Source organism: Arthrobacter sp. HMWF013, from assembly GCF_003061105.1.
In the GTDB taxonomy this organism is placed as follows: domain Bacteria; phylum Actinomycetota; class Actinomycetes; order Actinomycetales; family Micrococcaceae; genus Arthrobacter.
This window is the reverse complement of the sequence record NZ_QAIQ01000138.1, coordinates 1-15,295: the sequence shown is the minus strand read 5'-3', so window position 1 is coordinate 15,295 and position 15,295 is coordinate 1. Positions and strand designations below refer to the sequence as shown.

The 15,295-nt window shown below is 66.4% G+C and carries 12 protein-coding genes; 4 read left to right on the top strand and 8 right to left on the bottom strand.

The genetic code is table 11. From position 1 onward, the window contains the following. On the bottom strand, positions 1-596 hold a 596-nt coding region (locus DBR22_RS06505; RefSeq protein WP_181365060.1), incomplete at its 3' end, for a GTP-binding protein. Positions 597-753: 157 nt separating this feature from the next. Here DBR22_RS06505 and DBR22_RS06500 point away from each other — a divergent pair. Together DBR22_RS06500 and rpsT are read left to right on the top strand one after the other, a co-directional pair. Beyond that, on the top strand, positions 754-1,299 hold the full coding sequence (locus DBR22_RS06500; RefSeq protein WP_108598328.1) for a type II toxin-antitoxin system PemK/MazF family toxin: 546 nt from the start codon (positions 754-756) through the stop codon (positions 1,297-1,299). Between the two features lie 193 nt (positions 1,300-1,492). Then, positions 1,493-1,753: a 30S ribosomal protein S20 gene (gene rpsT, locus DBR22_RS06495; protein WP_108598327.1), complete on the top strand. Its 261-nt coding sequence runs from the start codon at positions 1,493-1,495 to the stop codon at positions 1,751-1,753. A 167-nt stretch (positions 1,754-1,920) separates the two neighbouring features. Here the strand turns inward: rpsT and holA are convergent, their stop codons facing one another. The 6 genes from holA to leuS form a co-directional block, all read right to left on the bottom strand. Then, on the bottom strand, positions 1,921-2,937 hold the full coding sequence (gene holA / locus DBR22_RS06490) for a DNA polymerase III subunit delta (protein WP_108598326.1): 1,017 nt from the start codon (positions 2,935-2,937) through the stop codon (positions 1,921-1,923). A 117-nt stretch (positions 2,938-3,054) separates the two neighbouring features. Continuing rightward, a complete protein-coding gene (locus tag DBR22_RS06485) occupies positions 3,055-5,721 on the bottom strand; it encodes a UvrD-helicase domain-containing protein (RefSeq protein ID WP_108598325.1) in 2,667 nt (888 codons plus the stop codon). Continuing rightward, positions 5,718-7,739, bottom strand: coding sequence for a ComEC/Rec2 family competence protein (locus DBR22_RS06480; protein WP_108598324.1), 2,022 nt, complete (start codon positions 7,737-7,739; stop codon positions 5,718-5,720). Before DBR22_RS06480 ends, DBR22_RS06485 begins: the two co-directional genes overlap by 4 nt. Continuing rightward, the gene (locus tag DBR22_RS06475; protein WP_108598329.1) at positions 7,740-8,615 is read right to left on the bottom strand and encodes a ComEA family DNA-binding protein; all 876 of its coding nucleotides are present in this window, start codon (positions 8,613-8,615) and stop codon (positions 7,740-7,742) included. It abuts the gene before it with no gap. Positions 8,616-8,690: 75 nt separating this feature from the next. Beyond that, positions 8,691-9,698, bottom strand: a complete 1,008-nt coding sequence (locus tag DBR22_RS06470; RefSeq protein WP_108598323.1) for a DegV family protein — start codon at positions 9,696-9,698, stop codon at positions 8,691-8,693. 68 nt (positions 9,699-9,766) lie between these two features. Next, positions 9,767-12,292: a leucine--tRNA ligase gene (gene leuS, locus DBR22_RS06465; RefSeq protein WP_108598322.1), complete on the bottom strand. Its 2,526-nt coding sequence runs from the start codon at positions 12,290-12,292 to the stop codon at positions 9,767-9,769. Between the two features lie 295 nt (positions 12,293-12,587). Between leuS and DBR22_RS06460 the strand changes: the two genes are divergently transcribed. Beyond that, on the top strand, positions 12,588-13,361 hold the full coding sequence (locus tag DBR22_RS06460) for a PEP/pyruvate-binding domain-containing protein (RefSeq protein WP_181365059.1): 774 nt from the start codon (positions 12,588-12,590) through the stop codon (positions 13,359-13,361). Further along, complete coding sequence (locus tag DBR22_RS06455; protein ID WP_181365058.1) at positions 13,295-14,905, top strand: PEP-utilizing enzyme; 1,611 nt, start codon at positions 13,295-13,297, stop codon at positions 14,903-14,905. Before DBR22_RS06460 ends, DBR22_RS06455 begins: the two co-directional genes overlap by 67 nt. Here the strand turns inward: DBR22_RS06455 and DBR22_RS06450 are convergent. Beyond that, a partial coding sequence (locus DBR22_RS06450) for an FGGY-family carbohydrate kinase (RefSeq protein WP_258229061.1) occupies positions 14,902-15,295 on the bottom strand: 394 nt, incomplete at its 5' end. The two genes, DBR22_RS06455 and DBR22_RS06450, sit on opposite strands and share 4 nt — an antisense overlap.

The following is a 15,295-nucleotide window of genomic DNA, read 5'->3' as shown; positions in this document are numbered from 1 at the left end:
CCCTTGGGGGCCGGGAGGTCGCGGACAATCTTGTCCAGCAGCGTCTCCACACCCATGCCGGTCTTGCCGGAGACGCGGAGGACGTCGTCGGGGTCTCCGCCAATCAGGTTTGCCAGTTCCGCCGCGTACTTCTCGGGCTGGGCGGCCGGGAGGTCGATCTTGTTCAGCACCGGGATGATGGTCAGGTTGTTTTCCATCGCCAGGTAAAGGTTGGCAAGCGTCTGGGCCTCGATGCCCTGCGCGGCGTCAACCAGAAGCACCGCACCCTCGCAGGCTGCCAGTGAACGTGACACTTCATAGGTGAAGTCAACGTGGCCCGGGGTGTCGATCATGTTCAGCGCGTAGCTGGTTCCGTCCAGTTCCCACGGCATCCGGACGGCCTGGGACTTGATGGTGATGCCACGCTCGCGTTCGATGTCCATGCGGTCCAGGTACTGGGCCTTCATGTCGCGGGACTGAACGACCCCGGTGAACTGCAGCATGCGGTCGGCCAGGGTGGATTTACCGTGGTCAATGTGCGCGATGATGCAGAAATTCCGAATGATGGCCGGATCTGTCGCGGCGGGCACCGGGGCGGTGCGGGCCATGGGAGACACGCAGGGTCCTTACTGTTGGCATTTCACGCGGCCGCCTGCAGGACGCAACGAAGGCACCCTGCGGCCGGGCCGCACATTTTGAACCTCCAGTGTCCCACGTCAGGGCCCATCGCACCGCATCCAACAGGCAATGCCGGGCCGGCGATAGTGTTGGCCCATGCCTATTAACCTCCGTTCCTTGGCCAGCGCCGTCCGGATGACCGTCAGGGTCCTGGAGAAACTTCGATCCGGCACGGCCGGATCTGCCGGTCCAGCAGCCCCGAAGACAGCAGGCCGTCCGGCTGCCTCATCCGCGGCGGCCCGCTGGTACCCCGGCGACTTCCGGGGCGCCTCCTCCGTCCGCTACGCGCCGCATCCTGACGGAAGCCCCGATCCGGGCGAGGTCGTCTGGACCTGGGTCCCGTATGAAGAGGACCACAGCAAAGGCAAGGACCGGCCCGTTCTTTTGGTTGGCCACAACGGTCCCCACCTGCTGGGGCTGATGCTGACCAGCAAGGACCACGATCAGGACAGCAGCAGGTCCGAAGACTACGTGGACATCGGGACGGGCAGCTGGGACCGGCAGCAAAGGCCCAGTGAAGCGAACCTGGGGCGGGTCCTGCAAATCAGCCCGGACAGCATCCGGCGGGAAGGTGCCGTGCTGGAGCGGAAACGCTTCGATTTGGTAGCCGCCGGGCTCCGGCGCCGGCACGGCTGGAAATAAGGCGTCGACACGGTTGGAAGCAACCTGCCCAAATGGCCAGCCCGCCCAGAGGTCTGCTATTCTTTATAGCTGTGTGTCCGTGCAGGTCGACGGCCACTGATGGTTGGCCGCCATAGGTATCCCCACGCCGCTCAGTCAATGGCCAATCTGAAAGCCCTCTAGACCATTTCCGCATTAAAAAGAGAGTTCACACGTGGCTAATATCAAGTCCCAGAAGAAGCGCATCCTCACCAACGAGAAGGCACGCCTGCGCAACAACGCAGTCAAGTCTGAGCTGAAGACGGCCATCCGCGCCGTCAACACCGCCGTTGAGTCCACCGACAAGGATGCAGCTACTGCTGCCCTGGTTGCTGCCGGCCGCAAGCTGGACAAGGCTGTCAGCAAGGGTGTTCTGCACAAGAACAACGCAGCGAACCGCAAGTCGGCGATCTCCAAGAAGGTCAACGCACTGTAAGGTTTCCAGTTCTGTTGAACTGATGATTGAGGCCGGCACCCGATAGGGTGCCGGCCTCAACTCTTTAAGCCTGTTCCGGTCTGCAAGCCTGTCTCTGCGCACCGGCTCTTTGACCCTGTCCCCGTGCGCCGGCCGGTTTCGCCAGCCGGGGTGATCCCGGGACGGCGTCAGTGCCGCTGCGCCGACGTTGCGATGACGGTGACAGCGTGTTCGACGGCGTAGACCGGATCCCGCGACAGGCCCTTGACCTGTGCATCGGCTTCCGCCGTCGCCTGGATGGAGCGGACCAGGCCTTCCGGCGTCCAGCGGCGCACATCGCGCTGGGCCTGTTCCACCAGCCAGGGCTGCATTCCCAGCTCGCGGGCGATCTGTGCCGGGGATCCATGTGCCCCGGCGACCTTTGCAACGGTCCGCAGCTTGGCTGCCAGCGCCGCCACGATGGGTACCGGGTCAGCCCCGGTGGCGAGGGCGTGACGGAGGGTGGAAAGCGCCACCGGACCGTTCCCGGCCATGGCGGCGTCCGCCACCTTGAAAGCAGTGGCCTCGATCCGGCCGCCATAGTACCGGTCCACCACGTCCGGAGTCACGGCACCCGGGGCATCCGCGATCAGCTGGCTGCAGGCCGCCGCCAGTTCCGAAAGGTTGGCCCCGACAGCGTTGACCAGAGCCTGCACGGCGTCGGAATTGATCTTCCGTCCCGCGGTCCTGAATTCAGTGGAAACAAACGCCGCCTTATCAGCGTCCTTCTTCAACGGCTGGCAGTCCACCACCGGCCAGCCGCCGCTCTTTACCGCGTCGAGGAGCTTCTTGCCACGGACTCCCCCGGAGTGCCTCAGGACCAGGACTGCGTCCGGCTCAGGATGGGCGAGGTAGGCGAGGGCGTCGGCCAGGAACGCATCGTTCATCGCTTCAACGCCTTCGACTTCAATCAGTTTCCGCTCGCCGAACAGCGAGGGGCTGACGTTCATGGCCAGCGCCCCCGGTTCGTAGATGCCGGCCGTCAGGTGGCTTATTTCAACGTCGGGGAAGGCTGCCCGAACCTGTGAGCGGATGTGGTCCATGGCGCGGATCCCCAGGTATTCCTCGGGACCGCCCACCAGCACGACTTCAGCGGGGGTCACGTCCCGCCAGGAGGCGGTGTTCGTCGCCTGCGCTTTGGTTCGTGTGCCTGGGGCAGCGGCCATGGTGGGTTCCTCCCGGAAATTCTGGTGCAGTGTCTAAGCCTGCCATGGCGGGGGGCCCGCTCCAAGCCGCGGGTGGCGTTCGCGGGCGCACCTCGCTCGCCGGACCGCTCCCGCTCCCTACGTACCTGCCGCGAGCTTCATCTTCCCGTCGCATACCGGGTAGCCTGTGCAGCCAAAAAACTGACCGTATCGTCCTTTGCGTTCCTTCATGGTGCGCTTCAAGCATTTCGGGCAGACCACTGGTGTGATGTCATCTCCTGTGGCAGATCTGATCTTAACCGCGCTGTCTCTGACCAGTTCGAGGAGGAATGGCGATTCTCCACCGCTGCGGGTGACAAGGAGCGCGGAACGGCGTGCACGTGTCAGCGCGACATAGAACAGGCGCCGTTCCTCGGCATACGGGTAAAGGTCGGGTACCGCCATGGCCAGCTGCATGACCGGATCGTCTTCAATAGTGCTGGGAAAGCCCCTCCTCTCAAGGCCGAGAACGACGACGTAGTCCGCTTCCTTCCCCTTCGAGGCGTGCACCGTGTTGAACTCAACGGAAAGGTTGGCATACCTGGCGCTCAGGGCTGAGGTTACATCGTCCTTGGAACGGGCATACCGGCCAAGGAGCAGGGCGGTCGCCGGTGCCGTGAGACCTGCGTCAAGCCCCATGAGGTGTCGCTGAACGGCCAGTCCATATTGGCCCCGATCCCGCACGCTGACCGCGAGCACTGATTCCTCAGTATCCGGAGCCGAAGATTGGACGTTCTTAAGAATCTGAGCCGGGTTCTTCATCACGAACCCGCTTGCGACATCACACAGGGACTGCGGGGACCGGAAGGTGCGGTCCAGCCGGATCGTCGATGCCGAGCCGAACCAGTCATCGAAACATGTCATCACGCTCAGGTCTGAGCCTGCGAACCGGTTGATGGACTGCCAGTCGTCGCCCACCGCATACAGGTAGGTCCCAGAGGTCTTTAGCAGTGCCCGCACAAGCGCCGCGCGCGCAGCACTCGTGTCTTGCATCTCGTCGACCATGACGAGCCGGTAGGAACTCGTCCACTGGCCCGACTCGACGTGATCTGTAGCGAGATTCAGCATGTCCTCGAAATCAATCTGGCCAGCTGCACGGAGTCGCCGGTCCCATTCAGCAACGACCGCCGAGAACAGACGGACGAAGAGCCTGTTCCGCAAGGCGTGGCCGGCGCGCTGCAGCAGCACATCGGGAGCGAGGTGGTTGCCCTTCGCATGGACCATGAACGAGCGCATCAGTTTCACCATGGCCGCATCGCTGATCGGAGGCTCCCCTGCAGCCTCCCGGTAGGGGTCTTCATTGAGCTGGATTCCATGCCTGCGGAGTTCCTTCTCAAGATGATCGAATCCGGACCCACCCCTGATTGTTGCTGACGTCGTCTCGATCAACCGCGTACTGAAACGCGTGTGTGTCTGACGCCGCCACTGCAAGCTCTCCGCATACCCGTCGAAGTGGGGCGGCGGGTTGCCGTCGGGCCCGAGCGCCCAGTGCTCATGCCAAACGTCAATGTCCGGATAGTAGAAGTCCGGCTGGTACTGCCGGTGATGCGCGTCGGCGACGTCGTGCGCATACGGCCGCTCATACTCGTACCGGACGCCGTTGAGGAAAAGCCAGTTGGCGACCATCACCTCTTCCTGGCTCTTCACGACCTCGCCGGCCAGGGTCTCGAAGCCGAGCGTGCCCGTGCGCCGGTCCACCTTGTCGGATTCGGTTTCGTCTCCGAAGTCGGGCAGCTGCCTGCCGAAGACAAGCCGGAAAAGGTCCCAATCCCGGCGGAAGGCCGCGTCCTGGTCGCGGAGGACGTCCACGATCCTGGCAAGCCGCCCGATCCCGTTGTCGGTGGCGAGGTCGTCGGGAAGCGAAGGCTTGCGGCCCGTCGCCTCACCGATGATGCGCAGCCCGAAGGCATGGAACGTGCTTGACACCACCCCGGCACCATCATTGCCCAGGCGGGAGACGAGCCGGTCCGTAAGTTCACCGGCTGCTTTCTTGTTGAACGCGAGAGCGAGGATCCCGGCCGGCTCTGCGATGCCGCGCCGGATCGCGTAGCCGGCGCGTGCCACCATCGTGGAGGTCTTACCGGAGCCCGCGGCCGCGATCACACGCACCCGGTTATCAAAACAGACCGTTGCCATCGTCTGCTCCTCCGTCAAGGGCGATTTCTCAACAGTCCGGAAGAAGTCCGCCAGTTCGTTTTTCTCCCATTCGAAGAAAGTCGCGTTCCGTTGGGCAGCCCAGCCCGGCAAGTCAATGGTGCGGGAAGCCTCGACTGCGGCACGTTGGTCCTCACGTTTCCCCAGAGGAAATCCGGAGAGCCTCGGATCGCTGGCAGCAGCCACCCAAAGGGCGACATCTGGACGGACGAGCTCGAGCGCGGCCATGGTGTCCTGGTCCGCCCACCTGGGACGGTCCATCACGTCCTGCACTTGGGACCACCACAGGCGGGCCCCCTCACCCTGCTTCTCCGCAGCCAAGACGAGAGCAGCGAGATGCCGCCGTTCCTCAACCTGCAAACGGTAGGCGGCTTCGACCTCCCGCACCGCACGACGGGAGAGACCATCGAGAACCAGCTCCGCGCCCTGAGCCGTCGCGATGACGATCCGCTTCGAATCCTGGTGAGCGTGGAGACCGACGAGGTCCAGCACATCGGCGTCCACGTCCCGTCGAATCCCGCGGACCTGCAGTCTGCCTTCGCGGAGCGACAGGACCCATGGCCCCGTTCCCCTGAGGGCGCGCGCCCACCAGCCAGGCTTCCATTCCGTCATTTTTCCCCGCCCCAGAAAATGCCCAATAACCAGCCCCGTTGGCCGGTTTCCACGCTATCAGTTGGCAATTGCCGGCATCGCGGAGTGCGCCGGCGTTTCCGGGTACTTGGATTCGCCGTCGTCATTGACCAGGCAGGCTGGCTGGTGGTCCTACGCCACCGGCGCTGTCGCGGTCGTCGGTGCATCCACCGTTCGGGAAGTTCCAGCAGCGCCTCCGTCCGTGCGTGCAGTGCCAGGACCAGGCGGAGCACTTGGCGCGGCCGGACGGCAAGCCAGACGCCGGCCAGTGTCAGCACAGAGAACAGCACCATGGTGGCCAGGCCGAATATTCCTTCCGGCCAGGGCAGCGAAGCGCCGGGTAGCCCTGCGCTCATCCGCGCCGTTCCGGCCACACCGGCGCTGAAAGTACCGGCCACCGCAATCAGCATGGTGGCTGCCCAGGGCGCCACCGCCAGCAACGGCACGGCGGCCGTGCCCAGGAGCGTCACCGGCGCTACCAGCGGTGCGGCGAGGATATTCGCCAGCAGCGAGTAGGTGGAGAACTGCGGCTGCAGGAGCACGATGACAGGGCCGCACAGCAGTTGAGCGGACAACGGTACCGCCCAGGCGGCTGCAGCCCAGCGCGGAACCACTGCCGGGGTCCAGTCGATCATCCTGCGGCCCAGCACAATGATGCCCAGTGTTGCCAGGACGGAAAGCAGGAAGCCGAAGCTGGTTCCCAGGCCCGGGTCAAGCAACAGCAGTCCGATCACGGCGAGGCAGAGGAAGCTGAGCCCGCGGCCCGAGCGTCCGCCGGCCAGCGACGCCAGCGCAATCGAGCCCATCAACGCGGCCCTCAGCACGCTGGCGTCGGGGCCCACCAGCACCACGAACATTCCCAGGCCGGCCAGCGCCAGCCCGGCCGCAGGAATCCGGGGCAATCGCAGGCTCCGTGCCAGCACCAGCAGGGCACCCAGGACCAGGCTGCAGTTCGCCCCGCTCACAGCAGTCAGGTGCGTCATGCCGACCGCCTTCATGGACGCATTGAGCCCTTCGTCCAACGCACTCGTGTCACCGGTGACCATGCCTGGCAGGAGGCCGGCCGGATCGTCGGCAAGAAAAGCCGCAGCTGACACGTACCGCCCACGCAGATCCCTGGCTACGACTTCCCAACCCCTGGCACCGCCGCCGAGGTTCCCGATTCCTGCGGCGCCGGGCGGCAGCGACGCTGCGAGGACCGCGGCTTCCTCCTGGCCGGGATCCGCAGGCTTCAGTTTGCCTGCGGTGCGGACCACCTGCCCGGGCACCAGGTTTCCCCAGCCGCTTCCGCCCATCACCACCAGCCGTGCGCTGGTGCTGATGATCTGGCCGCTGACAGTGACCTCCTGGGTCTTCGCAGGCACCGACCAGCGGCCGGACGGCCCCGCAGCCCCCGGGAGCGCCATGGCCCGCGGTGAGCCGGTCACTTCGATGACCGCCACCACGGACAGGCCGGATGCAACTGCCTCTGCAAAAGGACCGTCAGTGCGCTGCGCCGAAGAAACCGCAGAGTGGGAGGCTGTTGCCGCGGCAAGCATCAGGGCGATGGCGGTGGTCAGCGAAAAGCTGCGCCGGCCTGCAGCCAGCCTCCTGCCACGGGCGGCCCGGCACACCAGGAAAGCTGCCACGAGCAAGGAACAGCAGCACACCCCCAACAACACCATCGGGCTGAACCAGACGCCGGCCACGGCAGCACCCCAGATGAGCAGCGCAGGAAGTGCGAGCCTGACGTCGGTCCTCCGCCGCGGAACATCGCTGGGGGCAATCCGCTCCTGGCCACGCAGCTTCTTCCCGACGTGCTCCCCCAGCCAGGCAGCGCCTGGTTTGCCGCCGCCTGGCCTCCGCACGCTGCTGCCCATGCCGGGATGCGGGCTGTTCGCCAGGCCCGGTTTGATGGCGGGCCCGGGTGTGCCCTGCCTGCCGCCTTCGGAGCCGGCGGGAGCGTTCTGGCCCTGCACTGCCGAGTCGACGAAGCGGCTCCACGGGCTGCGGGCGGCCATCTAGATGCCCACCAGGGGCAGGAGCGTTTCGAGCATCTTCGCGCCCACGCCGTCCACGGCGTCGAGCTCCTCGACAGCCTTGAAGGGGCCATGTTCCTTGCGCCAGTCCACGATCCGCTGGGCCAGGACCGGCCCCACCTTCGGCAGGGCGTCCAGTTCTTCGATGCCTGCAGTGTTCAGATTGACCTTCCCTTCCCGGGGGACACCACTCCCGCCGTCACCGCCGGACGGCTGTGCACCTGGCCCGGACTGGCCGGTGGGGACTTGTTCGCCTGCCTGGGGCACGTAGAGCTTTTCCCCGTCGGTGAGCACGGCTGCCAGGTTGAGCCTGTTGAGGTCCGCTGCCGCCGTTCCGCCGCCCGCGGCTGCGACGGCCTGGTGCACCCTGCTTCCGGCCGGTAACTGCACCACGCCCGGCGTGACGACGGCGCCGGCCACGTGGATGATCACGACGCCGGGCATGCCACCTGCACCGGGCGGATCCGGCCCCTCCGGCTCATTGTCCGGGAGAGCCCCTGGGTCCGCGGATCCGCTGTCCTGGGTTGAGATGTCACTCAGCGGCACCACCTCTGGCTTCCCGGCACCTACCTGCCACCAGAACCAGGCACCGGCCAGGACCGCCAATGCCCCGATAAGTAGTGCTGCCCGGAATCCAATCCGCCACCGCAGGGATGGTCCGGTTTTCCCCGTGCCGTTCCCGGCCTCACCACCAACGCCTGGGTCCGGGCCGTCAGCACTAAGGTGCGTTCCGCCGTCGTACTCGAACGGCTCACCGCTGCCACCGGTCAGAAGGAGGCTGCCTCCGAGCGTTGACTGCAGCCGGTCCCGGGCATGACGGGCCTCCTGGCGTGCAGCTCCAGCGTCCCGGCGTGACATGATCCCCACGCTAGGGAACTGCCGCCCCCGGTAACAGGACGGAGCCGCCCTATGTGGAAACCGCCGGTGGAACAGTTAGCTGGCCACCGCCGGCGGGGCAATTTCCGCGGCCGCCGGGCCGCTCTCCCCCACAATCACGGCAAGCACTCCCAGCCCGGCGTGCGCAGCCAGGACCGCGGGCAGGGAACTGATCTGGGCGCGCGGGCACCCCGGCAGGGCAGCGGCAAGCCGGTCGGCCAGGGCCTCCGCCTCTTCCGGGTTGCCAAAATGGTGAACGGCGAGGCGGGCCTGGCCTTCAGGACGGGACGCTGCATCCGCCGCGGCGATCTCCTCAAGCCGGGCCACCGCTTTGGCAGCGGACCTGACCTTTTCCAACGGGATGATCTTGCCGTCGTCGACGGCCAGGATGGGCTTGATGGCGAACATGGTCCCCAGCAGCGAAGCGGCTGCGCCGATCCGCCCTCCGCGCCGGAGCTGCTCAAGGCTGGGGACGTAAAAATAGACCTTGGTCCGCGCCAACTGCTCCGCCGCTACGGCGCGGACCGCTGGGGCGTCGAGACCGGCCTCCGCGGCCAGAACGGCACTCTGCACGCCCATGCCCAGCGCCATCCCCACCGTGGCCGAGTCAAGGATTTCCACAGGGATACCAACGCGGCCCGCCGCCAGCCGGGCGGCATCCGCGGTGCCGGAGAGGCCGCCGGAAATGTGGATCGACACCACGCCCTCGTAGCCATGGCGTTCCGCTGCCAGAAAGGCCTGTTCGAACTGGCCGGGCGATGGGCGGGACGTCTTGACCGACTTTCCGGCCGCCATCGCCAGCGCAATGATCCCGGTGATGTCGTCTTCACCCTCGCCATAGATTTCTGCACCCACCATGACCGGCATGGGAATGACCGTCAGCCGGCCATCAGCGGTACAGGCGTGCACCCAGTCAGCCGGCAGAGCCGAGGCCGAGTCCGTCACCACTGCCGTACGGACGACGGCGGGAGCTTCTGCAGGTGCAGCACCGGTACGCGCCGTGTGCCGTAGGCCGGCAAGGCGCTCCCGGACCCATAGCCAGGCAGCTGCGTCGCGGTCGGGCAAGTTGGCCTCCTGGATCGAAGCCGGCCACCGGGTGGATCCGGTGGCCGGTACACAGCCCTGCCTTCGTATCAGGCCGGGACGATGTTGACCAGTTTAGGCGCACGCACGATCACCGTGCGGATACCGCGGCCGTCGAGGGCCCGCTGGACGTTTTCGCTGGCCAGCGCCAGTTCGCGCAGCTCGTCCTCGCCGATCTCCGGGGAGACCTCCAGGCGGTCGCGGACCTTGCCCTGGACCTGGACGACGGCGGTCACGGTGTCCTGCACCAGGAGCGCGTCGTCGTGGGCCGGCCACCCTGCGTTCGCCACGGAGGCCGGGTGGCCCAGGACGTTCCACATGTCCTCCGCCGTGTATGGCGCGAACAGGCTGAGGATGACGGCGACCGCTTCGGCGGCTTCCCGGACGGCGGGATCAGACCCGCCGGCGCCGGAATCGATGGTCTTCCGCGTGGCGTTGACCAGCTCCATCAGCTTGGCCACCACCACGTTGAACTTGTTGGTGTCCAGCAGCGCGGCGGCATCAGCGATGATGCGGTGGGTGACGGAGCGCAGGGCGCGGTCGCCGGCCGATGGGTCAACCCCGGCGGCGCTGGTAACGTCCTGGGCCAGCCGCCAGGCGCGGGCCAGGAACTTCGCAGAGCCCGACGGCGAAACGTCCGCCCAGTCGACGTCGTCCTCCGGCGGGGACGCGAAGATCATGGTCAGTCGGACAGCGTCCACACCGAACTTGTCCAGCTGCTCACCCAGGTCAACACCATTGCCCAGCGACTTGGACATGGCCTTGCCGCCGTTGAGGACCTGGCCCTGGTTGAGGAGGGCGCTGAAGGGTTCGTCGGCCTCGATCATGCCCAGGTCATGGATGACCTTGGTGAAGAAGCGCGCGTACAGCAGGTGCAGGATGGCGTGCTCCACACCGCCGACGTACTGCCCCACCGGCATCCAGTCGTTGATCTTCTCGGGATCGAACGGACCTTCTGTGTACTCAGGCGAGACGAACCGCAGGAAGTACCAGGACGAGTCCACGAACGTGTCCATCGTGTCGGTGTCGCGCTTGGCCGGCCCATGGCAGTTGGGGCACTCAACGTTGACCCAGGCCTCTGCCGCAGCCAGCGGCGACGTGCCCTTCGGGGACAGGTCCTCGCCGCGAAGGTCTGAGGGGAGGGTAACGGGCAGCTGTTCGTCAGGGACGGGGACCTCGCCGCAGGACGGGCAGTGGATGATGGGGATGGGGGTCCCCCAGAACCGCTGGCGGCTGAGCAGCCAGTCGCGCAGGCGGAAGTTGACGAATTTCTCGCCGGTGCCCTGTTGCTCGAGCATCTCGATCGCAGCGGGAATGGCGTCGGTCTTCGGCAGGCCGTCCAGGACGCCTGAATTGATCAGGGTGCCCTCCCCCGAGGTGGCTTTGCCGGAAACAGCCGGATCTTCCTCTCCGGTGTCCAGCACCGCCCGGACAGGCAGATCAAACGTCCTGGCAAAGTCAAGGTCACGCTGATCGTGCGCCGGGACGGCCATGATTGCGCCGGTGCCGTAATCGGCCAGCACATAATCGGCTGCCCAGACGGGGAGTTTCTCGCCGTTCAGCGGGTTGACGGCGTACCGTCCGGTGAAGACGCCGGTCTTTTCCCGCTCCGTGGACTGGCGTTCGATTTCGGTGAGCGCCTTGACCTTTTCACGGTAGGCGTCGAGGGCATCGGCGTGTTCCGCTGTCACCAGTTCGACGGCCAGCGGCGCGTCTGCAGCGACGACGAAGAAGGTGGCGCCGTACAGGGTGTCCGGCCGGGTGGTGAAGACGGTGACGTCCTTGGCGGGCTTGCCGCCGTCGGCCTCGATCACGAAGTTGACGTGGGCTCCCTCAGAGCGGCCGATCCAGTTTTTCTGCATCGCCAGCACGCGCTCGGGCCAGTGGCCGCGGAGCTCGTCCATGTCATCGAGCAGCCGGTCTGCGTACTCGGTGATTTTGAAGTACCACTGGTTGAGGGACTTCTTGGTGACGGGCGTGCCGCAGCGTTCACAGGCACCGTTGACCACCTGTTCGTTGGCCAGCACGGTCTGGTCCTTGGGGCACCAGTTGACCGGGGAATCCTTCCGGTAGGCAAGGCCGCGCTCGTAGAAGCGTTTGAACAGCCACTGCGTCCAGCGGTAGTACCCGGGATCGGACGTGTGGAGCCGGCGTGACCAGTCGGCGGAAATCGCATAGCGCTTGAACGACGCCGCCTGGGTGTCGATGTTGGCGTAGGTCCACTCGCTCGGGTGCGCGTTCCGTTTGATGGCGGCATTCTCCGCGGGCAGGCCAAAGGAATCCCAGCCGATCGGGTGCAGGACGTCGAAGCCCTTCTGCCGCAGGTAGCGCGCCACGACATCGCCCATGGCGAAAGCTTCGGCGTGCCCCATGTGGAGGTCGCCGGACGGGTACGGGAACATGTCCAGCACGTAGCGGCGCTCGCGGGAGCCGTCGTCGACAGGCGTGAAGACCTTGAGGTCCTCCCATACCTGCGGCCATTTGGCTTCCATCGCCGCGAAGCTGTACGCCCCCTCTTCGGGGGATTCCGACGTCGCTGCTGCTGTTCCGGTGTCTGTCTCCGGCTGAACGCTCACTGCTGCCCTCTTCTGTTCAGTGGTGGCATCGGTGCTGCCACCACGGTCTGATCCTCCTGCCGTCCGGCCGCAAACCGGCCCGGACACACAAAAGCCCCTCGCCATGGAGGGGCTGCCGCACGGCCATCCGTAGGTCTTCGGATACCGGGCGGCTAGCTAAGCTGAAGGATCGCACGCATAGGTCTACTTTAGCGCACCCACCGCACGCGGACAGCTGCGTGCCCTAGGCCGTGATGGAGCCTGCGGCTAGACTGAAATTCCCCCATCGCTTTGCCTGATCGGGATGGAGACTCCCGTGCGTGAAGACGTCCCGTTCCCCCGCCTTGGTGATCCTGCGGCACAATCGCGGGAGGCTGTCGGCACCAAAGCAGCGGCCCTTTCAGCGCTCAGCGCGGCAGGTTTTCCGGTACCGGCAGGTTTTGTCGTCACCCAGGCCGCACTGCAGGACAACCCAGCGGGCACGACTCTGGCTGAGCGCCTGCGGAAGGCGGCGTCCACCGCCGGCCCCGGCCCCTTCGCCGTCAGGTCCTCAGCCGCCGCGGAAGATCTGCCGGACGCATCGTTTGCCGGAATGTATGAGTCATACCTGCGGGTGGAGATCGAGGACCTCTCCGCCGCCATTGAGGGTTGCTTTCGGTCGGCAGAGACTGACCGCGTCAGGGCATACCAGGCCTCGGTCGCCAGGAGGGAAACAGCAGAAGCGGCCGGGCCGGCGGACCCATCAGCGCCGGCAGCACCGCCAGGCCCGGCCATGGCCGTCCTGGTCCAGCAGATGGTGGAGCCCGCCGCCGCAGGTGTTGCCTTCACTGCCAGCCCCCTGACCGGCGCCCGGGACGAGATCGTCATTTCGGCGGTGTCAGGATTGGGCGAAAAACTGGTGTCCGGCGTATCAACCGGAGAGGAATGGACGGTCCGCCACGGCCGGCCGCACCGCACCCAAGGCGCTGGCTCTGTCCTGACGGAGCCAAGCGCCTTGGGTGCGGTGCGGCCGTTGCGGCGCGGGTGGCAGTTCATTTCGGCTGCCCACAGGACATCGAGTGGGCGGTGGACGACGCCGGCAACGTCCTGATTCTCCAGGCCCGCCCGATGACAGCACTGCCGGATCCCGTCAGCTGGGAGCCGCCCGGGAAGGGCCCCTGGCTCCGGAACTTCCGCCTCGGTGAATGGCTTCCTGAACCCGTCACACCGTTATTCATGGACTGGGCGATTCCCCGGATCGATGCTGCCTACAACGCCGCCGTCCGCAGGTTTGTTGGCGTTGAAGTGCCGATGCGGAACGGTGTGATCAATGGCTGGTACTACGTTTCCCCGCCGAGCCCGCGGCGCCTTCCGCAGGTGTTGTTCGGAGGGCCGCCACGGGCCGTGGCCTACTTCTACAACTCGGTGTTCCGCCCCATGTTCGATCCCGCCGGTGCGGACAGGACGGTGCTGCGGGACCTGGAAGACGAGTGGCGAAGGGACTGCCTGCCCGCCTACCGGGCTGTCGCGGCTACTCCCTTGGACGCCTTGGGTTCGGCGACCGGGACCGAGCTCATCGGCCTGGTGGACCAGGTGACGAAAATTGCCGGCGAATATCTGTGGTTCTTTTCGGTCACGGGTGGCGGCGCCTGGAAGATGGAAGTGGCGCTGGCCCGGTTCTGGCGCCGGCATCTGGCGGGGCCCCTCGCCGGCAGTGCCTCCTCCAATGCGCAGCCCGGGCAGGCCCCGGGCTACCAGACGTTGCTGGGCGGCCTCGCCCCGGCGCTGCCCGGCGCCGTTCCGCATGCGGTGTACAGCCTGGACTGGTACCACCCGACGGCGGGCGAGGAAAGCCAACACCAGGTCAGGCCCGGCACCCTTCAGGAGACAGTCCACCGCCCGGCTGGAACTGCGGTGGACCGCCGGCGGAAGGCAGAGGCACAATGCCGTGCCGTGCTTCAGGGCACGAGGCAACTGCACAGGTTCGACGCCCTCCTCAGCCTTGCCCAGCACTATGCCGTGCTCCGCGAGGAACAGGTCCGGGATTTTACGCTTGGCTGGCCGTTGCTGCGCCGCTGCACGGGCGAACTCGGCGCCCGCCTCCACAACCGTGGGACCATCGAAGCTCCTGAGGACATCTATTTCCTCACGTTCGACGCCTTGGGTGTGGACGCGCCGCGGCAACAGGACCATGTGGACCGGCGGCGCAGGGAGTGGACCCAGCAGCGGAAACTTGCTGCGCCACTGTCAGCAGGGAAGATGCCCCCGCTGGTGGGCAACGCATTCGACCGTCTGGCCAACCTGGCACGCAGCAGCCGGGACCATCCGGAAGGTGCCTTGGTGGGACACCCGGCCAGCCCTGGCCGGGTCCAGGGCAGGGTCCGGGTGGTGGACGGCCCCGAGGACTTTCCGCAGTTCCAACCCGGCGAGGTCCTGGTGGCGAAAGCGACCGCGCCCGCCTGGACACCCCTGTTTGCCCACGCAGCAGCGGTGGTGACTGACGGGGGAAACCTGGCCGCCCACGCTTCCCTCGTTGCCCGCGAATACGGAATCCCCGCCGTCGTAGGCACCGGAAATGCCACCCACCGCCTCCACACGGGCCAACTGGTCACCGTGGATGGCAACGCCGGCACGGTGATAACGCACGAGGGCTAAAGCACGTCCTCGTCGACCCAATCCATGGACTTGGTGACCGCCTTCTTCCATAGGCGCAGCTGGCGGTCACGTTCTGCACCGTCCATCCGGGGTTCCCACCGCTTGTCCTCGGACCAGTTCGCCGAGAGTTCGCCAAGGTCCTTCCAGAAGCCGACGGCGAGGCCGGCGGCGTAGGCGGCTCCCAGCGCCGTCGTCTCAATCACGGTGGGCCGGATCACCGGGACGCCCAGGATGTCGGCCTGGAACTGCATCAGCGCATCGTTGGCCACCATGCCGCCGTCGACCTTCAATTCTGTCAGCGGCACGCCGGCGTCCGCGTTGACGGCGTCGAGCACCTCGCGGGCCTGGAAAGCAGTGGCCTCCAGGGCAGCCCGGGCGATGTGGTTCTTG

Coding starts and splice junctions, on each gene's coding strand:
- DBR22_RS06480 (WP_108598324.1), bottom strand. CDS start 7,739: ATGGCCGCCCGCAGCCCGTGGAGCCGCTTCGTCGACTCGGCAGTGCAG.
- DBR22_RS06485 (WP_108598325.1), bottom strand. CDS start 5,721: ATGACGGAATGGAAGCCTGGCTGGTGGGCGCGCGCCCTCAGGGGAACG.
- holA (WP_108598326.1), bottom strand. CDS start 2,937: ATGGCCGCTGCCCCAGGCACACGAACCAAAGCGCAGGCGACGAACACC.
- DBR22_RS06500 (WP_108598328.1), top strand. CDS start 754: ATGCCTATTAACCTCCGTTCCTTGGCCAGCGCCGTCCGGATGACCGTC.
- DBR22_RS06475 (WP_108598329.1), bottom strand. CDS start 8,615: ATGTCACGCCGGGACGCTGGAGCTGCACGCCAGGAGGCCCGTCATGCC.